Below are 18,981 nucleotides of genomic sequence, written 5' to 3' on the forward strand. Positions count from 1 at the left end.
CGTCAAGAGTCCGCTGGTCGGACCAAGATCATCGACTCAGCGGAAGCCGCTCAGGCGTCCTGCCACTCGCGCTTGCGCGCCTCGCGTGCCAGGGCACGGTCACGCTGCTCCTCGAATCTGAGCACATCCTTGCCGAGCTGCTCCAGGAATAGGCCGAGTTCCTCGCGCGCCCGTTCACCGCGAGAACCGAAGTCATTGCGCTCGAAGATATTCCACTTGCGCAGCACCGGCGTGATGACGTCCTCGAGGTGCTGGCGCAGATCGTAGATGCCGTGTTTGGCCATCAGCACGCTATTGCGACGCCAGTCCGGCATGCCCGCACCGGGCATCTGGAAGTTGCGGATGATCGCGGAGATCGCTGCCAACGCTTGGTCGGGTGCCAGATCGATGGCCGCACCGCAGAGGTTGCGGTAGAAGACCATGTGCAGATTCTCGTCGGCGGAAATACGCTGCAGCATCCGGTCGGCGACCGCATCGTTGCAGACCCGGCCGGTATTGCGATGACTGACCCTGGTCGCCAGTTCTTGGAAGGTCACATAAGCGATACCAGGCAGGAATCCATTCTCGTCCACCCCGGTCGGGTGCTGCACCCCGGCTGTCATGCAGACCATTCGCGACTGTTCCAGCGCCACCGGGTCCACGCCCCGGGTAACGACGAGATAGTCGCGCATGACGGTTCCGTGCCGGTTCTCCTCGGCGGTCCACCGCCCCACCCAGGTGCCCCAGGCGCCGTCCTGGGAGAAGGATTCGGCGATCAGTCGGTGATAGGACGGCAGATTGTCCTCGGTCAGCAGACTGGTTACCATCGCGGCCCTGGCCAGTTCACTCAACTGGGATTGCGCTGGCTCCCAATCGATTCCGCCCATCTCGGCGAAATTGCGGCCTTGGTCCCACGGCACGTAGTCGTGCGGATGCCAGTCCTTGGCCATCGATAGGTGTCGGTTGAGATTTTGTTCGGCAACGGGTTCGAGTTCGGTCAGCAACTCCAGCTGGGTCAAGGCATGTGTCACGATCTGGTTCCTGTCCTCGGATCAGAGGTTCTCTTCCAGAGTGCCCCGATTGCCGGGCCGCCGAAATCCCCTACGGCGAATTCGTTTCGTCACAGGCACGAATGCTCACTACTGGTTGATCGCGAAGTCAGGCCGACACGGTATCGCCGAAGACGGCGTGTCGGGTCCGCTGTGGTCCGATCTATACCGGGGCCTCGAGCCAGCTGGCGATATCGACAATCACTTTCGGATCAACATGTTGCGCCGCCGCGTACTCCGCCGGAGTCGAGGGTCCCGCACCCGGAAAGAACAAGTGGTTATCCGAGTCGTACACCCGGATCGTCACCTCTGCCCGATCAGCCAGACCAGCCCGCCACAGCGACAAGTCGTCATCGATGGTGACCTGATAGTCCCGTCCGCCCTGCAGAATGAACATCGGCTTCCCCAGTATCGCGGCGACAGCGACCGGGTCGTAGTCCCGCGAATCCAACCAATACGACGCGGGCAGCCCGAGGGGTAGCTCACTGGCCGGAGTCGACACCGTCAACGCATTGTCGACCAATTGCGCCTGCCGAACGATCGCCTCGATCGCGGGCTGCGAACCGGCACCCCCATCGGGCTCCAACGCCGCGAGATAGCGCGTGACCCGCACTGCGGCCCAGTGCATCGGCGAGGTGTCACCGGCCAAGACGATCAGCCCGGCCACCGTCGGTGCCGCGGCCGCGACCCGTGGCGCGACCTTCCCACCCATACTGTGCCCGAGCACGAAAACCCGATCCGCATCAACGGCCGGGTGCTCGCGCAGGACGTTGACAGCCGCGACAGCATGAGGCACGTATTCATCGGTCATAGTGAAGGATGCGAGTCCGGCGACCACACCGGCATGCGCATGGGTGACCTTGTCGAAACGCAACACCGCGATACCGCGGCTGGCCAACCCCCAGGCAATATCCGCGAGCGGTTTATTCGAACCCGTTGTCATATCGCGGTCGAAAGGTCCCCCGCCCGCCAGCAGCACAACCGCCGGACACGGCCGCGGTCGCCGCGGCAGGCTGATGGTGCCGTGAACGACGAACGGCGCCTGCCCGATCGCGACGTCCTTCTCGTCGAAGGACTCCGGGTCGGCGTAGTCGGGTGGCTGCCACGGCGCCGTGGGCGGCGTCAGTTGCAGGCCGGTGAGGCGACCCGCGTCGTCGATCGTCATCCCGACCACCACCTCGCCGCGTTCGAGCCGCACGGACATCCGCACCGCGCCGGCCTCGCTCACTGCGGCTCCCACCTCGGCTACCGATCCGCATCGATCGAGGACCGATTCCCAAGCCGCGCCAAGCTTTTCGGCCGAGACGAGCGCTTGCAGTTGCGCCGCGAACATCTCGTGCACCTGCCCATACCGACCCGAGCACAAGTGCTCGACCACCTCGATGCCGGTGCGAGTAGGTGCGATCGACGACATCGAATCCTCCTGCGGTCAGGGCCATCAGCCCGGCATTGATCTCAACTTTGCGAACAGTATCAGAGATGAGAACATTGCTCCATGGACCCGATGGAGCTACTCGCCCACCCGGTGCGACTGCGGATCGTGCATGCCATGTCGGGAGGCAGCGTGCTCACGACCGCCCAGCTCAGCGCCCGCATGCCCGACATCTCGAAAGCCACCGTGTACAGACACATAGACCTGCTGGCCGAGCACGGCATCCTCGAAGTGGCCCGTGCGCAACGAGTGCGCGGCGTAGTGGAACGCGGCTATCGCCTGCGCCGCGAACGCGCGGTGGTCGATGCCGAAACCGCAACCACCGCCGACCATCGCCGGATCTTCCCGATCGCCATGGCCACCTTGCTGACCGAATTCCAGGCCTACCTGCAAAGCGTTGGCGCAGACCCGACCGGCGACCTGGTCGGCTATCGCCAGCATGCGGTATGGCTGAGCCACGACGAACTCACCGAACTCATCACCGACCTGCGGGCAGCGATCCTGCCCCGACTGTCCAACGCGGCGACAGGAGACCGCGCGCCATACCTGCTGAGCCCGATCATGTTTCCGCTCGCCCAGGCACCCGAAGACGATGCAACGTGACCGGAGCGGCCGATTCGGTGACGCCGCCAGCTCAGGAAGCCGACACCAGAGCCGCCGCTGCGACCGTTTCGACAACGCAGTAGAACCAGTTGGGGTAGAAGGTGATTCGGTCGTCGAGCACCGCGGATACGATGCGGCCGAATGCCATTCCGCCGAGTGCGACACCAATGGTGATCATGATTCCGGTGCGTAGGGCTCCGTCGTGGGTTGCCGCCACCGCCAGCATCGCCGCCATCGCCAGACCGAATCCGCCGTAGACGGCACGAATCTCGTAGCGCGCCTCGGGTTGCTCGAGGCGAATGCCGAAGGGACGGATCAGCGCCGCGGGGGCAGCGAGGGCATAGCCACCCATCGCGAGGAAGAACACACCGACAACGGTATTGACAGCAATGGCCAAGGGAACCTCCTGTTCGAGTCGGAAGGCCAGCATGCTCCGCCCGGGCGCGCATCCGCTTCCACAAACGTGCGGTCAGTCCCCGTTGTACTGCAGCGAGCGCCAGGCCTCGATCGCCCAATCCAGTTGCGTTCCTGGCACACTGATCGTCACCAGCAGCAACTCACCATTGCGGCGGCTGGCGATCCCCTGCACGCCGACCTCCGCGCCGTCCTCGGAGGGCAGCCACCATCCGTCACCGGGTCCGCCGGTCACCGGTTCGCCGCGATGACCCGCGGTCGCGTTGGCACCGTATTGCAGCATCGCGGCCGGTGGTGGCCCGGTTTTCGGGTCACCGACGCGTAGGATGGTGATCTCGATCTGGCGGATGCCGTCCCATGCCCACCATCGATCGCCGTCCCAGCCGTAGGTGAAATCGCCGGGAATCCGCAAACTCCACCCGGAGACTGGTGTGGTGTGCACCGGGCGGCGGCGGTAGCCCACCGGCATCTGGTCCGTCGCGGCGGCGCGCGCGGGCAGATCGGCGGGCGCCCCGACCGCAGTGGCCGAATCCGCGAGCAGCAGCCGTAATTCGTGCCAGGCCGCCCACGGCAACTCCAGCTCGGCATCGAGCCGGTGCGCCTCGGCAAGCAAAGCGTCGGCCTGGTGCAGCGCTGGCGTGTCATCGGCGTCCGATGGCGCGCGCCACCGCACGTCGTTCCACATGATGCCGATCGCGGTATTACGAATCGTCGGCGCGGTCCAGCCGTCCTCCCACCATGGGAAGAATGCGCGCGCGGCCGCCTCGTCGCCATCGCGGACCGCCTGGAACCAGTCGCGATCGCGCGGTCCAAGCCAGCTTGCGGCCAGCCCGTCGTAGTCGAAACGGTCACTACCGAGTGACAATCCGATCGAAACCCAGGCGCCCTCCGTAGGAACCTCGGTCAGCACCGTCTCCGCGAGGCCGCGGATCCACACCAGATAGTCGCGTTCGACCTCGGCGCGGTCATCGCCCAATCCGAGCGGATCCTCGGTCCCCTCGTCCCACACGATGTCGAATCGCCGACCCATTTCGTGCAGCACCGCCGCGACGTGCCGGTGATAGCCCGGCCCGGCCGACGCACAACCCGCACTCACCACCACTTGCCCGTGCGCCGCACGCAGATCGACCGGTTCGGCCGCCGGATGCAGCACGGCAAGCAGGCGATCTCCGGATACCTCCACCGATTTCCGCAGTGGCGCGGACGTGGCGGTCCAGTCGACCCGCGCACCGGCGGGGCCGGTCCGCAACCACTCCCCCACCTGATCGAGGAAGTCCGCGGCGGGCGCGCGGCATACCCCCGCCGCGTGCAACTCGATTCCCATGGATACACATCCTTGTGTCCGCGTTCCGGCGGCGAAAGTCAGGACCCTACACCTACACTGCGGACGTGGACCCGTTGACGCGGATCCGGGCGATCTGCCTGGCACTGCCCGAGAGCAGCGAGCGGCTCAGTCACGGCTGCCCGAATTTCTTCGTGCGGTCGAAAACGGCGTTCACCATGTATATGGAGGATCATCACCGCGAACCTGGTGCCACGATCTGGTGTCCGGCCCCGGAGGGCGTGCAGGCCGAACTCGTCGATGCCGAACCCGAACGGTTTTTCGTACCACCGTATGTCGGGCATCGCGGATGGATCGGCGTGCGGCTCGAAGTCGATCCCGATTGGGCGGAGATCACCGGGATCATTCATGACGCATACCGGAAGGTCGCACCGAAACGGCTTGCGGCCCAGCTGGATTGACTGAACTACTGCTCGACGAGCCGACGGCAACTGTCCCGCCCGCCGGGCAGACCCGCGTTATCGAGCCAGTGTTCGAGTTGACCGAGCTGCCATAGATCATCGATCTCCACCAGCACCGCTAGGAACGACAGCTGGGCGGCGGACAGCTGCGAATCGATACCGATCGGATCCGGAAAGGCTCTGTGCAGGAAGGAAATACAGTCGGAGTGCACGGTGCTGGGATTCGCGGACCAGGCCGCTTCGATCGCGGCGGGCAGCAACGTCTCGAAATCACCGACACGACTGACGAGTTCGCGGATGACGTCGTGGCGCAACCACCCGTCCTGTCCGGGCAGATGACGATCGAACCACCGGTCGATGACCTCCGGATGCTCCAGCGCGGCAAGTAGTTCGTCGGTGGCGCGCTGCTCGCCGGCGAATGCGGGTGCGAGAGCGGCGCAGGTGCGCACACCGGGATGGGCATCGGCGAGCAGTTGCTCCGGACGGCCGCCGTTGAGGCCGGAAATACGTGCGGCGGTGGCGCGGTCGGTCGGGTCCGAGATGGTCGGCGCGATCTCGTCCAGCTGCCGCAGCAGCGCGACCCGCTTCTCGGCATAGGCCGGATGCGCGGTGAGTTCGATCAGCGCCCGCAGCGCGGCCATGCGCACCATCACGTCCGGATCCTCGACCAGCGGCTCGACCGCCTCGATCACGGCGGGAATAACTGCGCGACAGGCGATCTCGTCCCTGGCCCGCATCGCCGCACGGAATACGTGATCATCGATGGCCGCCAACAAACCCGGTGGCGTCGGAACATGTTCGACCAAAAGGGCATTCGCCGGATCCGGCCCCAATTCCAGTAACCCGGCGCGCCGATTCGCTTTGACGCGCTGCAGATCCTCCTCGGTGCGCCCGGGTGGATATGCCTCGGCATACAGCTGCTCATCGGAGATTCCCGAACAACATCCCTGCGCGAAGACCTCGAGGTAGTCCAGTAGCGCGACGCGCAACGGTCGCGGCCCCGGATCCCACGGCAGTATGTCTTCGACCTTCATCTCGGTGTGCGGACGCGCCAGCAGTTCGGCCACGATCGCGACGAACGGCGCGGTCGCGGAGTACACACTGCCCTGATGCAATAGCGCGGCGTCGAGATAGCCGACCGCGTCGACACAGGCCTCGGCATCACCGTCGATCAGGGCCCGCAGGTGCGTCGGAGCATCCACCGCCGGGCCGTAAGCATGTTCCAGCTCGACCCAATCGATATCGGCTATCGCCCGCAACACCGGATCCATCGGATTGATCATGCTGCAGCTGAGCACGTCGATCAACTCGAGCGAAACACTTGCGTTACCGACGGATCTACGGTGCCGGTTCCAGATGATCACCGATCAGCATGGTTCCCGGTCCGCGATGGGCGCCGGGCCCGTGCCGCCAGTACACATTGTCGGCGGTCAGCGGCGCGCCGCATTCGCGGCAGACCACCACACCGGATGTCGGGTGTCCGCAATCGCGATGCACGACAAGTGCGGGCGGCCCCGCGGGCCCGGCGAGCCATTTATCGCCCCATGAGATGAGCACTGTGAGCACCGGATACAGATCGCGCCCCTGCTCGGTGAGCACATATTCGTGGCGCACCGGATTGGTCTGGTAGGCCCTGGTCTCGACGATCCCGTATTGCCGCAACACGTCCAGACGCGCGGTCAGGACATTGGTGGCAACGCCCAGATCGCGGCGCAGGTCCTCGAACCGGTTCACCCCGACGAACAGATCCCGCAGGATCAAGGGCGTCCACCGCTCCCCGACCACGTCCAGGGTTCGCGCGATCGAGCACACAATGTCGGACATGGCAGCTTTGGGCACCCACCCATCGTAGTTCATTGCTTTTCGCAAGCGACTCCGATACGTTGCGAACGAGCAAACTGTGAAGGGGTGATCGAGATGATGTCGGATACTGTGACACGGTTTCGCGAGGCAACAGAAGCCAGCGATTTCGATGCGCTGATGACGACCCTGGCCCCCGATGCCGAGCTGACATCGCCGGTCTCGGGCAGATTGGTATTCCGAGGCCACGACGACTTGCGCATACTGCTGACCGCTGCCTACGGCAGCCTCGGCCGACTGCGCTGGACCGAGCACATCGGCGACGGCGCCCGCCGAGTTCTACTCGCCGAGGCCGCCGTAGGACCATTCCGGATGACCGAGGCCATGATCCTCGAATTGGCCGCCGACGGCCGCATCCGCCGACTCGAACCGCACCTTCGGCCCTGGCTCCCACTGACCCTGCTGGCGGTGAAGCTGGGACCGCGCCTACTTCGTCATCCGAGCGTCATGCGGCGCGCGCTATCACGTTTCGACAAGCCCGTCGCCGGTTAGTTCGAGACGTCTGGTCACCCCGATATCGTCGAGGAAACGGGGATCGTGGCTGACGACGATCAGTGCACCCTCGTAGTTGGCCAGCGCCTGGGTGAGGTGGTCGAGGCTGGGCAGGTCGAGATTATTGGTTGGCTCGTCCAGCAGGAGGAGCTTCGGTGCCGGATCGGCGAGCAGAAGCATGGCTAGGGCGGCGCGCAGGCGTTCCCCGCCGGACAGGGCTGCCGCCGCGACATCGGCATCACTGCCTCGGAACAGGAAGCGGGCCAGTTGGGCTCGGATCTGTTCCGCGGCCGCGTGGGGTGCGGCCGCCGCGACATTGTCGAAGACCGTGCGCCGCTCGTCGAAGATGTCGAGGCGCTGCGGCAGCATGCGCCACGGCACCTGCGGCGGTTCGGCGGCGACGCGGTTCAGCAGCGTGGTTTTTCCCGCGCCGTTGCGGCCGGTCAGCGCGATTCGCTCCGGACCAGAAATCCGCAATGTCACGGTCGGACCGCAGGCCAGTTCGACCTCCTCGAGATCAATGACGTCCTGGCCCGGGTAGAGCCGGGTGCCCGGTAGGTCGATCCGGATCTGTCGGTCGTCACGCAACTGATCCTCGGCCTGCTGCAGCTGTTCCTTCGCGGTGTCCAACTTTTCGATGTGGTTATTGCGTAGCTTGCCCGCCGATACCTGCGCCGCCCGCTTGCGTGCGCCCATGACGATCTTAGGCTCGCGTTTGTTCTCGAACATCTTCTGCCCGTAGCGCGCTCGGCGATCGAGTTTGATCCTGGTTTCGACCAGTTCGCGCGCCTGCTTGCGAACGTCGCTGCGCGCGTCCCGGATCGCGGCCCGTGCCACCTGCTGCTCTGCTTCGATGATCCGTTCGTATTCGCTGAAATTGCCGCCGAACAAACGCAATTCCCCCTGCCGCAGTTCGGCGATGGTGGACATTCGTTCCAGCAGTTCGCGGTCGTGGCTGACCGTGAGGACGGTGCCGGAGAACTGAGTAAGAACCTCGTAGAGGCGTTGGCGAGCAAGGTGATCCAGGTTGTTGGTCGGCTCGTCGAGCAGCAGCACGTCCGGATCACGCAGCAGCTCGGCGACCAAGCCGAGCAGCACTGTCTCACCACCGGAGAGGGTTTCCAAGCGGCGGTCCAGCTGTTCGGTGGAGTCGGCGAGGTAGTGCAGACCCAGGCGACCGAGCAGCGCGATGGCGCTCTCCTCGACATCCCACTGCGCGCCGACGATATCGAAATCGGCCTCCTCGCCGATGCCGGATTCGATGCGGTGCAGTGCCTTTCGCGTTTCGGCGATGCCCAGCACCGCGTCGACACGCTGACCGTCGCCGAGGCCGAGATCTTGGCGCAGATAACCCAGCCGCCCGGTGACCGTGATCGAACCACGCGCGGGTGTCAGCTCACCCGCGATCAGCCGCAGCAGGGTGGACTTGCCCGCACCGTTGCCACCGACCAGACCGAGATGGCCCGGTCCGAGCACTGCGTCCAGACCGTCGAAGACGGGAGTGCCATCGGCCCAGGAGAAAGTGAGATCGGAAATAGACAGATTGGTCATGTGGTCCCCAGAGGTCGCGCGGGAATGCGGCGCACAGGATGCGGGCCGCCCGAGTGGCTACCTCATGAGAGCAACGACATGACTCCGATCAACGGGGATAAGACCCGTCTAGATTAAACACATCCCCGGCTGTCGCGCCACTGATATTGCGATCACACACTACGTCGGCACCGCCGCGGCGGCTCGACCTCATCGGCCGCCACCTCGACTGCGCGGTTCGTAATCCCTGACCACCACGCCCAACCAGCATCTCCGTCGGCGCTAACCGATCGCGCCGATGGGCCGCGCGGTCTCACCAGCGAGCGGATACGGCCGCTCGGCCGGAAGGGCATCAGCAGCTGCGGATAGTTGTCCGGCGGTCACCAAGTCGTGGATTCGCCGCGCCTGATCGGTCGCATCTCGAATCCCGGTGATCCAGGTGTCCACATACGCGTCGACCGCCTCACCGCTCAGGCCGACTTGTAGCGATCGGTAACCCCGCGGTCGGTGATGCAGGTCGCGTTCGGGATCCCATTGGATCCGCACCGGACTCGTCCGCAACCGATGGGCCCACTCACGGCGATCCGAATACAGTTCCGGCACATAGTGGCTCAGGCAGGCACGCGCCAGCGCCCACTCGAATCCGGTGCGCGTCATGGTGATCGCGAGTACGCGCTCCTGTCCGGGCTTGCGGGCCCATCCGCAGCGATACATCGTCCACAGGAACGACGGTTTGATCCATGTCATTCGCTCCCGCTTGAACGGTGGCACGAAAGTCCCTGCGGCGAGGGCCGGCTCGGCGATATGCGGCGAATACGCTTGATAGACAACTACTGTCGAGTCGTCATACGTTGCACGAATCTGGCGCATCGGCACGGAATCAACCACTCGGTGATCCTGGCAGGACGATTTCGAACGGGCAAACCGCGGACGTGCGACCTAGACTCGCACCACCGAGGTCAGCGGGTAATCGCCTTGGCGATCTCGTCCGTTCAGGAAGCCCAATTCCAGAACTACTGCGGCGGCTACGATTTCGGCCCCGGTGGCCCGGAACAGATCCGCGGCGGCGGCCAAGGTACCGCCAGTGGCCAGCACATCGTCGAGCAGCAGAATGCGCCGACCCTCGAGGTCGACCCCGTCGGCCGGAATCTCGAGCGATGCGGTGCCGTACTCGAGGCTGTACTCACGTGAGACGACCGGCGGCGGCAACTTTCCGGCCTTGCGCACCGCCATGACACCGGTTCCCAGCGTCGCGGCAACGCCGGCCGCGATGATGAATCCGCGAGCGTCGACGCCCGCAACCAGATCGGCATCGGGCGCGCACGCCGCAAGGCAGTCGATGACGGCCCGGAAACCCTCCGGATCGGCAAATACCGGCGTGAGATCGGCGAAGCGGATGCCGGGAGAGGGGAAATCGTCGCGCCAGCGGGTCAGGCGTTCGACCAGTTCGGCCGCCTTACCTGTCCGCTCGGCTAGAACGTCGTCCGATTCCACCGCCGCATGCTTGCTCATCGACACCTCTCCATGGTTCCTCACCCACCAACACCTGTCACCGCTTCAACACCCAGCGGTCCATGTTCCAGCCGGTACCCGCCTGGGTGGGACCGGCTATGCCGTTGCGCAGACCGTCGCCGAACGCGATGGTGCGGGGTGTGACGAACAACGGAATGCTCGGCATCTCCGCCCACAGCAGGTTCTCGGCCTCGGTGCGCAGATTCAGCGTTGCGGTCGAGTTGTCGTCGCCCGCAAGCTGATCGGTGATCGAATCGTAGCGGCCGTTACCGTAGCGACCGAAATTGAGCCCGCTACCTGTGCGCAACGCACTGGTAGCGGCCACTCCGGTCTCAGATCCGGCCGGACCCGGGGCCGATGCGGTGCTGCCGAGGACGGCGTCGACTTTGCCCTCGGTGAGCTGGGACGGCGTGAAATCGACGGATCCGGCATCCACCACATTGATACCTGCCGGTTTGCATGCATCCGCGATCATCTGCACGGTCTGCGTGCGGCGGTCGTCCGGTTTCACATATCCGATCCGAATGGTCGGCTTGGCCGAACTGGCCGCGGACGCCGCCGTCGCATCACCGCCGCGGTACTTGTCGGCCGCACCGATGACGTTCGGGTAGTACAGCGAATCCTGCTGTGTGATACGAGAGTTCAACACCGCGGTGCCGAGTCCGCTCTTCGGCGCGTCCTTGGCCTTTCCGAGCTTGTCGAACAGGTCCTGGCGCGGCACGCAGAACGCGAAGCCGCGCCGCGCGTCGGCCGAGGCGAAGACTCCCGAAGTACCCAGCACCAACTGCTCGGCACCGCGCCCCGGCACGGTCCGCACCGAGAATCCGCCGAGATTGATATCTTTCACCGAGCCGGCGCCGATATCGACGACCCCGACCGCATTGTCACCGACCTTCGCTTTCAGATCGGCGGTCTTCGGATACACCACGATCCGCCCGGTCTCGGGCTTATTGCCCCACCAGCGCTCGTTGGCGACCAGCACCAGACCGTCCTCGGCGGAGTAGGAATCGATCCGATACGGTCCCGACGACGGGAACCGCGAAAGATCCATCTTGTCTGTTCCGATGGTCCACCCGTTGTTCCAGAAGTCGGCGATCCGCTGCAGAGATGCCTGATCACCGGACTGTACGGCCATCACCACATTCTGAACATTCGCCACCCGAGCCGCCACATGCGCGGGCATCAACTGCCCCGCGGTGAACAGATTGCGCCACGGCAGATAGCGATGGTCCGCGCGGAACACGACGGTGGCGTCTTTGGATCCGGGCTGACAGTCCACCCGCTCGATATCGGCATATCCCGCGGTGCTCGCGGCATCGAAGAGCGGAACCTGGCCGCGGTCACCGGGTTTGGTGTAGCGACCACTGCGCGCGGCCCAGGCGAGCACCAGATCGTCACATGAGGTCGGCACCCCGTCGGAGTACACCCCGTCCGCATTGAGCCGGTATTGCACCGTCTGCGCCTCGCCCGGCACCTCTTTCGCGGTACCGACATCGGTGTCGGCGACCTGCTGACCATCCGGTCCGGTATAGAAGAACCCGGTCAGCACCCGCGCGAATACCGCGGCAGAACCGCTGCTCGCACCGAGCGTGTTACCGCCGTTGTAAGTGGCGATCACCGAGTCGACGGCATAGCCGATGGAGGGTACCTGGTTTTGGCTGGAGCATCCGGCCATCACCGTGGCGGCCACGGTGCCCGCAGCCACCGCTCCGATCAGACGTGCCGCTAGCGACTGCTTCATATATGCAAACCCCTGCCGTCGGTGTCAGTGCCTGCGCTTATTCCGCTTTCCGCTAGGACGGGCGCCCGGACGCGGAGTCTGTCCCACATCGCGAACCGGACGCGCGCCCAGCTCCCGACCGGTCGCCGCGACCGCGCGCCGCTGCGCCTCGGCGCCAGCACGTGCCGATGCCAGCCCGGCCCGCTTGTTGTGCACCTTCTTGGTGTGCGCCGCGACCGGACCCCACCGCTCCTTGATCGACACCAGCAGCGGCACCGCGAAGAAGATCGACGAATACGCGCCAACGATCATGCCGACCAGCTGCACCAGCGCCAGATCCTTCAGCGTGCCGACACCGAGCAGCCACACCGCGATCACGAGCATGCCGACAATCGGCAGAATGCCGATGACCGTAGTGTTGATCGACCGCATCAACGTCTGGTTCGCCGCGAGATTCGCCTGTTCGGCATAGGTGCGCCGGGTCGTATTGACCACTCCGCGGGTGTTCTCCTCGACCTTGTCGAAGACGACGACGTTGTCGTAGAGCACGTAACCGAGGATGGTCAGCAGACCGATCACCGCGGCGGGTGTCACCTCGAAGCCGACCAGGGAGTAGATGCCCGCCGTGACGACCATGTTGAAGAACAGCGAGGCGATCGCCGCTATCGACATATCCCGTTCGAAGCGGATCGCGATGTAGACCATGGTGAGCACGATGAACACGACCAGCGCGATCAAAGCCTTCTTGGTGATCTGGCTACCCCAGGTCTCGCTGATCTCGGCGATGCTGATCGCGTTGCGGGAAACGTTGCCGTCCTTGTCCTTCGGCTGGAAGGCGTTGAACAGCGCGCTCTGCAGCGCATCGGTCTGGCTGGCACTCAGTGTGTCCGAGCGGACCTGGATGGTCTCCGCAGAGCCGGATCCGACCTTCTGCACCGTCACCGGCGCGTGGCCGATGGTCTGGTTGTAGATGTCCTCGACCTTCTGCGTGGTGGCCGTGCCCGCCGCGGGCAACTGGATGCGCGATCCGCCCGCGAAGTCGATGCCGAGAGTGAAGCCGCGAAGTCCGATACTCAGCAACGAGATCAGCACGAAGGCCGCAGTCAGCGCGTAGTAGAAACGCCGCCTACTGACGATCTTGAATCCGCCGGTACCGGTGTAGAGACGCTCGAAAACGCTGTGCTTGGGCGTCTCGAAATCGTTCACCTCGTCAGCGAACGGCTCCAGGGTCGAGTTCGTCATCGTGCCGTCTCCTTAACCAGCGCCTCGCCGGCCCTACGCTCCCTGGCCACTTCCTGAATCGCCCCGAGCCCGTTGACCGACGGCTTCGCCCAGAACGACGAGCGCGAGGCCAACATCATCAGCGGCGCGGTCACCAGGTACAGCACGATCACGTCGAGAACGGTCGTGATACCGAGGGTGAAGGCGAATCCCTTCACCTGACCGGCGGCCAGGATGTAGAGCACCACCGAGGCGATGAGGCTGACGGTCTTACCGGAGAGGTTGGTGCGCTGGGCCCGCTGCCAACCGCGCGGCACGGCCGAACGGAAGCTGCGCCCCTCGCGCATTTCATCCTTGATGCGTTCGAAGAACACCACGAAGGAGTCGGCGGTCAGACCGATACCGATGATCAGACCGGCGATACCGGCCAGGTCCAGCGTGAATCCGATCCACCGGCCGAGCAGCACGATGATGCCGTACACCGCGACACCCGAAGCGATCAGCGAGAAACCGGCGAGGAAGCCGAGCATCCGGTAGTAGAGCAGGCAGTACAGCAGCACCACCGCGAGGCCGATCGCCCCCGCGAGCAGACCCGCGCGCAGCGAGGACAGACCCAGCGTCGCCGAAACCGTCTCGGCCTCGGAGGTCTGGAACGACAGCGGCAGCGAACCGTACTTCAGGGTGTTGGCGAGTTCCTTGGCACTGGCCGCGGTGAAGCTACCGGAGATGGTGGTGCGGCCGCCCTGCTGCGGACCCGACTGCACGACTGGCGCGCTGACCACCTTCGAGTCGAGTACGAATGCGACCCGCTTGTTGATGTACTCACCGGTCAGCGTGGCCCAGGCATCGCTACCACCGGATTTGAATTCGAGATTCACCTCGTGGCGCGCCTGCTGCTGGTTGAGCCCGGAGGTCGCGTCCTTGATCTCCTGGCCGTCGATGCGGCTCTTGTCCAACAGCAGGATTTCCTTGCCGTCGGTGGAGCAGGTGACCAGCGGCAGATTCGGATCGTCGTTACCGGCGAGCGGATCGGACTTGTTGCAGTCCATCGCGGCCATGGCGGCCTGCTGCACCGTGGAATCGGTGCTCTGCCTGGTCGCCTTGGCGTCGGCGATCTCCTTCTTCGCCTGTTCCTGCGGCGTCAGACCGCCGGGCGGGGCCGGCGGGGAGGTCGGGGCCTGTGCGGGGAATACGCGCGGCTGGGGGGTCGATTCCGCCGCGGGCGCGGACTCCGTGGTCGGCGCCGGCTCGGTGGTGGGCGCGGTTTGAGTCGGCACGGTGCCGTCCGGGTTGAGCTGGGTGGCGTCCGGAACCGTGCCCGGCGTCGCCGCGGTACCCGTCTGTGGCGTGGCCTTGCCACCGGTCGCGGGCACCGCCGACAGCACCGGACGGACGTAGAGCTTGGCGGTCGTCGCCAGCGCCTTGGCCTGACCGCCGTCGTCACCCGGAACCGTGATCACCAGGTTGTCGCCGTCGATGACGACCTCGGAACCCGAGACACCGAGGCCGTTGACACGGTTCTCGATGATCGTCTGCGCCCTGCGCAGGCTGTCCTGGCTGGGCTTGCTGCCGTCGGGAGTGCGCGCGGTCAACGTGACGCGGGTACCACCCTGCAGGTCGATGCCGAGCTTGGGAGTCGGGGAATGGTCACCGGCGAATAACACCAGCGCATAGATCACGGCCAGCAGCACGGCGTAGACGCCGAGCAACCGGAGCGGATGCGCCGATCCCTGGGAAGGTGGCACAGTTCGTCATCTCCTAGGCGGAAGTCGAGGTGGAACAGGCGGGCGCGCACGGCCGGGCACCCGGACGGATGGCCCGCGGCGATCTGCAGCACGCGGGCCCACCAGCAAACCGATCAGTCCTTGGTCAGCCGGGTCTCGGTCTGCTGCGCGGACTCCTCGACGGGACCGGCCTCGGCCTCGTCGGTCACGGTCTCATCCGTGGTCTCGTCCTCGGTGCGCACATCCCGGATGGCCTGACGCAACCACGTGGTGATGACGTCCTCGGCGATCTCGAGATCGACCGTGGTGTCGTCGAGATCGACCACGGTTCCGTACAGACCCGACGTGGTGGTGACCTGATCGCCGACCTTCAGGCTTTCCTGCATGGTCGTGACCTTCTCGGCCTCGCGCTTCTGGCGGCGCACACCGAGGAACATGGGCACGAGCAGGGCTACCAGTAGGAGCGGAAACAGAAGTTCCATCGTCGAAGTCAGTCCCTAGTCTGTGGGTGGGAATGGGCTATTACCCCAACAGTCTGCCAGCTCATGTCGTCACCACCACACCGGCACACCCTTGACGTCCCGGAATCCGGATATCGAGCCGATCCGGAACAGCATGAGGCCCGCGACCCAGCAAGGGTCGCGGGCTGCGCAACGCGGCGTCCTAGGCGGTCTTGCCGTAGGTGTAGTCGTCGAGCGGGAAGCTCACCGCCTCGCGGTGGGCATTGATGGTGCTGGTCGGGCGCAGTAGCGCGGCCTCGCCGTGCTGGTTGAAGTAATAACTGCGCGCGCTCGCGCAGTCGCCGCCGTAGAACACCGACGAACCCAACTTCTCGGTGACGCGGTCCAGGAACCGGGTATTGGCCTGCTCGGTGACCTCGAAGGTGGTCGCGCCGCGCCGGAACATCTCACCGAGCAGCCGACCCATGTGCTTCATCTGGGCCTCGATGGTGGTGAAGTAGGACAGGCCGCTGTAGGAGTACGGGCTGTTGAGACTGAGGAAGTTCGGGAACTTCGGCACGGTGATGCCCTCGTAGGCCTGGAAACGGTTGTCGCGCCAGAATTTTCCGAGATTCACGCCGTCGCGGCCGATGATCTCGATGGCGGGGAAGTTCACATCCCACAGGTTGAAGCCGGTGGCCAGGATCAGCGTATCGATCTCGGTCTTGTGCCCGTCGGCGGTGACGATGCCGTCGGCCTCGATGTGATCGATCGCGTTGGTCTCCAGTCGGACATTGGGCTGGTTGAACGTCTTGAAGTACTGGTTGGAGAAGGTGGGGCGCTTGCAGCCGAAGTCGTAGTGCGGGGTGAGCTGCCTGCGAATCTCCTTGTCGCGCACCTGCGCAAGCAGATGCGCCTTGGCGAGTGCGCCCGCGGCCATATTCAGCGGCTTGGCCTGCTTGAAGTGCAGTACCCCGATCACCATGAGCGCCTCGAGCAGACTGGTGTTGACCAGGCGCGCGGCCTTCTGCGTGGCGGGCACTCGCGCGAACAGCTTCTGCACCGGCGCGGGGATCGCGGTGTCGATCTTCGGCACCACCCAGATCGGTGTGCGCTGGAATACGGTGAGTTCCTCGGTCTTCTTCGCGGCCTCGGGTATCAACTGCACGGCCGTGGCGCCGGTGCCGATGATGGCGGCCTTGCGGCCGGTCAGGTCGAAGTCGTCCTCCCACGCGGTGGTGTGGATGATCTTGCCCGCGAACGAATCGATGCCGGGAAACGGTGGTGTGTAGGGCTGGGACAGGAAGCCGGTTGCGGTGAGAAGATAACGGCCGGTGAGGGTTTCACCACCGGCGATGGAGACGATCCAGTGCTGGTGCTCCTCGTCCCAGCGAGCGCCGTCCACCACCGTGCCGAAACGCATCCGGCGGCGCAAGCCGTACTTGTCGGCGACGTGGGCGGCGTACTTCTGGAGCTCCTTGCCAGGTGCGAACAGGCGCGTCCAATACGGGTTGGGTTCGAAGGAATACGAGTAGGTCACCGAGGCGATATCGACCGCGAGCCCCGGGTAGTGATTGACATGCCAGGTGCCGCCGAGGTCGTCCTCGCGCTCCAGAATGACGAAATTGCTCAGACCCAGCCGGTCGAGCTGGATACCCGCGCCCATGCCGCCGAAGCCCGCACCGACCACGACCGCGTCGTATTGAGGCGCCACGTCGAACCTCCTGCTCAACATTCCATCGCGAATGTAGGAACCATCTCTCACAGAATGACATCTCATTCCGTTTGTGAACACCGTATCATCGGACAGGTGACGAAGCCATCCACGCGTGCGCCCCGCCCAGCGGCCGGAAATGCGATCCAGCGACGCAAGGCCGAACTGCGGCAGGAGATCATCGATACCGCCTTCGTGTGCTTCGCCGAGAAGGGCTATCACGCCACCGGAATCGCCGATATCGCCAGCGAATTGGGCATCGGCCACGGCACCTTCTACCGGTACTTCAGCAATAAGCGCGAGATCATCGACGTGGTCATCGACGATCTAGCCACCCGGATCATCGAGGCGCTCGGCACCGATAACGCGCCCGACGCCGCCACCTCCCTCGACGAATATCGCGCCCAGATAGATCGCATCGGCGCCGCGCTCACCCGGATCCTGGTGGACGACCGACGCGTCGCCCAACTACTGCTGTTCCATGCCACCGGAATCGATGACGAACTCACCACCCGGCTCTATGGCCTGCTCGATATGGCCGATGCGCTCACCGCGGGGTATTTGTCGCACGGCGTCGAACTCGGTTATCTGCGTGCGGATCTCGATACCAAATACACCGCCAAGGCGGTGACCGGCATGCTGCTCGCGGGCATCGTGCACGGGCTGCGCCATCCGGACGAGGCCGCGGTCCAGGAATTGAACGAGGCAATCCGACGGCTGCTGATCGACGGCGTGCGCAAGGACTGATGTCCGGCAAATCGCCAGCGGCCAGGTGACCCGATTCCGGCTAGGGTGGGACCCGGATCGACCGGCCAATGGGGGCAACACGTGTTCGGCAGAGACCGCCTAGTTCGAAAAAACCGCATTCGACGCGAGCAGGGCAGCGACCCTGGAACAATGTCGCGGGTGACCCCCGACGACGTGAGCCGAATCCACTTCGCCATGCCACCCGTGGGGCACCGCGGATATCACGCCGATGAGGTGGACGCGTTCCTGGAACTCGTCTCGGCGACATTGGCCGGCAAGGGGGCGCTGACCGCCGACGATATCCGGCACGTCGCCTTCGACGCCCCGCGCTTCGGCGGCCGCGGCTATCAGGCCGATCAGGTCGACGAATTCCTCGATCGGGTCCGCGTGGAACTCGAGTTCCGCCAGCGCGGGTCTCGCCCGGTCCCGGACGGTGGCAACGGTTCCGGCCCCGCGCTGCTCACCCCCGACGACGTACACCGCATGCAGTTCACCCAAGCCGCTGTCGGCCGCCGCGGCTACGACACCGAAGAAGTGGACGCGTTCCTGGATCTGGTCGCCGCCACCCTCGCACACGGCAGTCCCGGCAGCCTGACCGTCACCGACGTCCGCGCCGTCCGCTTCACCGAGGCCCGCCTCGGCACCCGCGGCTACGCCCGCGATGAGGTCGACGCCTTCCTCGACCTCGTCATCACCGCCCTCCAAAACAACCACCACTGAACCCCACCGCCGATCAGCATCAGATGGAATCCATCGGGGGCATCGCCCGAGCAGCCACGCCACCAGCCCCACCTGAGCTTG

General features: G+C 65.0%; 19 protein-coding genes. 5 read left to right on the forward strand and 14 right to left on the reverse strand.

Translation table 11 applies throughout. From position 1 onward, the window contains the following. Positions 1-50: 50 nt before the first annotated feature. Positions 51-1,010: an acyl-ACP desaturase gene (locus ACQP2U_RS26780; protein ID WP_433709998.1), complete on the reverse strand. Its 960-nt coding sequence runs from the start codon at positions 1,008-1,010 to the stop codon at positions 51-53. Between the two features lie 181 nt (positions 1,011-1,191). After that, on the reverse strand, positions 1,192-2,442 hold the full coding sequence (locus ACQP2U_RS26785) for an alpha/beta fold hydrolase (RefSeq protein WP_433709999.1): 1,251 nt from the start codon (positions 2,440-2,442) through the stop codon (positions 1,192-1,194). Between the two features lie 81 nt (positions 2,443-2,523). Between ACQP2U_RS26785 and ACQP2U_RS26790 the strand changes: the two genes are divergently transcribed. Continuing rightward, entirely contained in the window at positions 2,524-3,063 is a 540-nt protein-coding gene (locus ACQP2U_RS26790; protein ID WP_433710000.1) for a helix-turn-helix domain-containing protein, read from the forward strand. A 31-nt stretch (positions 3,064-3,094) separates the two neighbouring features. Here the strand turns inward: ACQP2U_RS26790 and ACQP2U_RS26795 are convergent, their stop codons facing one another. Both ACQP2U_RS26795 and ACQP2U_RS26800 read right to left on the reverse strand, forming a co-directional pair. Then, positions 3,095-3,460 carry a DUF4345 domain-containing protein gene (locus ACQP2U_RS26795; protein ID WP_433710001.1) on the reverse strand — a complete coding sequence of 122 codons (366 nt, stop codon included), beginning with the start codon at positions 3,458-3,460 and terminating at the stop codon, positions 3,095-3,097. A gap of 72 nt (positions 3,461-3,532) precedes the next feature. Further along, entirely contained in the window at positions 3,533-4,801 is a 1,269-nt protein-coding gene (locus ACQP2U_RS26800; RefSeq protein ID WP_433710002.1) for a hypothetical protein, read from the reverse strand. A 65-nt stretch (positions 4,802-4,866) separates the two neighbouring features. Here ACQP2U_RS26800 and ACQP2U_RS26805 point away from each other — a divergent pair, with 65 nt between their 5' ends. Next, positions 4,867-5,220 carry an MmcQ/YjbR family DNA-binding protein gene (locus ACQP2U_RS26805; protein ID WP_433710003.1) on the forward strand — a complete coding sequence of 118 codons (354 nt, stop codon included), beginning with the start codon at positions 4,867-4,869 and terminating at the stop codon, positions 5,218-5,220. Positions 5,221-5,225: 5 nt separating this feature from the next. On the opposite strand, the gene ACQP2U_RS26810 is transcribed toward ACQP2U_RS26805, so the two are convergent. Both ACQP2U_RS26810 and ACQP2U_RS26815 read right to left on the reverse strand, forming a co-directional pair. Beyond that, a complete protein-coding gene (locus tag ACQP2U_RS26810; protein ID WP_433710004.1) occupies positions 5,226-6,584 on the reverse strand; it encodes a HEAT repeat domain-containing protein in 1,359 nt (452 codons plus the stop codon). Further along, the gene (locus tag ACQP2U_RS26815) at positions 6,559-7,059 is read right to left on the reverse strand and encodes a winged helix-turn-helix transcriptional regulator (protein ID WP_433710005.1); all 501 of its coding nucleotides are present in this window, start codon (positions 7,057-7,059) and stop codon (positions 6,559-6,561) included. The genes ACQP2U_RS26810 and ACQP2U_RS26815 overlap by 26 nt, the downstream gene beginning before the upstream one ends. Before the next feature lie 78 nt (positions 7,060-7,137). Between ACQP2U_RS26815 and ACQP2U_RS26820 the strand changes: the two genes are divergently transcribed. Continuing rightward, positions 7,138-7,572, forward strand: coding sequence for a nuclear transport factor 2 family protein (locus ACQP2U_RS26820; RefSeq protein WP_433710006.1), 435 nt, complete (start codon positions 7,138-7,140; stop codon positions 7,570-7,572). On the opposite strand, the gene ACQP2U_RS26825 is transcribed toward ACQP2U_RS26820, so the two are convergent. From ACQP2U_RS26825 to ACQP2U_RS26860, 8 genes are all read right to left on the reverse strand, one after another. After that, positions 7,543-9,123 carry an ABC-F family ATP-binding cassette domain-containing protein gene (locus ACQP2U_RS26825; RefSeq protein WP_433710007.1) on the reverse strand — a complete coding sequence of 527 codons (1,581 nt, stop codon included), beginning with the start codon at positions 9,121-9,123 and terminating at the stop codon, positions 7,543-7,545. The two genes, ACQP2U_RS26820 and ACQP2U_RS26825, sit on opposite strands and share 30 nt — an antisense overlap. A gap of 261 nt (positions 9,124-9,384) precedes the next feature. Beyond that, the gene (locus ACQP2U_RS26830; RefSeq protein WP_433710008.1) at positions 9,385-9,990 is read right to left on the reverse strand and encodes a DUF4291 domain-containing protein; all 606 of its coding nucleotides are present in this window, start codon (positions 9,988-9,990) and stop codon (positions 9,385-9,387) included. A 51-nt stretch (positions 9,991-10,041) separates the two neighbouring features. After that, entirely contained in the window at positions 10,042-10,614 is a 573-nt protein-coding gene (locus ACQP2U_RS26835) for an adenine phosphoribosyltransferase (protein ID WP_433710009.1), read from the reverse strand. Between the two features lie 37 nt (positions 10,615-10,651). Next, a complete protein-coding gene (locus ACQP2U_RS26840) occupies positions 10,652-12,355 on the reverse strand; it encodes an ABC transporter substrate-binding protein (protein WP_433710010.1) in 1,704 nt (567 codons plus the stop codon). 24 nt (positions 12,356-12,379) lie between these two features. After that, positions 12,380-13,576 (reverse strand): protein translocase subunit SecF, encoded by a 1,197-nt coding sequence (gene secF, locus ACQP2U_RS26845; RefSeq protein WP_433710011.1) that lies wholly within the window; start codon positions 13,574-13,576, stop codon positions 12,380-12,382. Beyond that, the gene (gene secD, locus ACQP2U_RS26850) at positions 13,573-15,300 is read right to left on the reverse strand and encodes a protein translocase subunit SecD (RefSeq protein WP_433710012.1); all 1,728 of its coding nucleotides are present in this window, start codon (positions 15,298-15,300) and stop codon (positions 13,573-13,575) included. The genes secF and secD overlap by 4 nt, the downstream gene beginning before the upstream one ends. A 113-nt stretch (positions 15,301-15,413) precedes the next feature. Next, positions 15,414-15,761, reverse strand: a complete 348-nt coding sequence (yajC, locus tag ACQP2U_RS26855; RefSeq protein ID WP_397028622.1) for a preprotein translocase subunit YajC — start codon at positions 15,759-15,761, stop codon at positions 15,414-15,416. 181 nt (positions 15,762-15,942) lie between these two features. Then, positions 15,943-17,433, reverse strand: coding sequence for a flavin-containing monooxygenase (locus ACQP2U_RS26860; RefSeq protein ID WP_433710013.1), 1,491 nt, complete (start codon positions 17,431-17,433; stop codon positions 15,943-15,945). A 96-nt stretch (positions 17,434-17,529) separates the two neighbouring features. On the opposite strand from ACQP2U_RS26860, the gene ACQP2U_RS26865 reads away from it, so the two are divergent. Both ACQP2U_RS26865 and ACQP2U_RS26870 read left to right on the forward strand, forming a co-directional pair. Next, a complete protein-coding gene (locus ACQP2U_RS26865) occupies positions 17,530-18,180 on the forward strand; it encodes a TetR/AcrR family transcriptional regulator (RefSeq protein ID WP_433710014.1) in 651 nt (216 codons plus the stop codon). A 150-nt stretch (positions 18,181-18,330) separates the two neighbouring features. Continuing rightward, on the forward strand, positions 18,331-18,900 hold the full coding sequence (locus ACQP2U_RS26870; RefSeq protein WP_433710015.1) for a DivIVA domain-containing protein: 570 nt from the start codon (positions 18,331-18,333) through the stop codon (positions 18,898-18,900). Positions 18,901-18,981: the final 81 nt, after the last annotated feature.

Origin of the sequence: Nocardia sp. CA-084685, assembly GCF_050955785.1 — a bacterium.
Lineage (GTDB): Bacteria > Actinomycetota > Actinomycetes > Mycobacteriales > Mycobacteriaceae > Nocardia.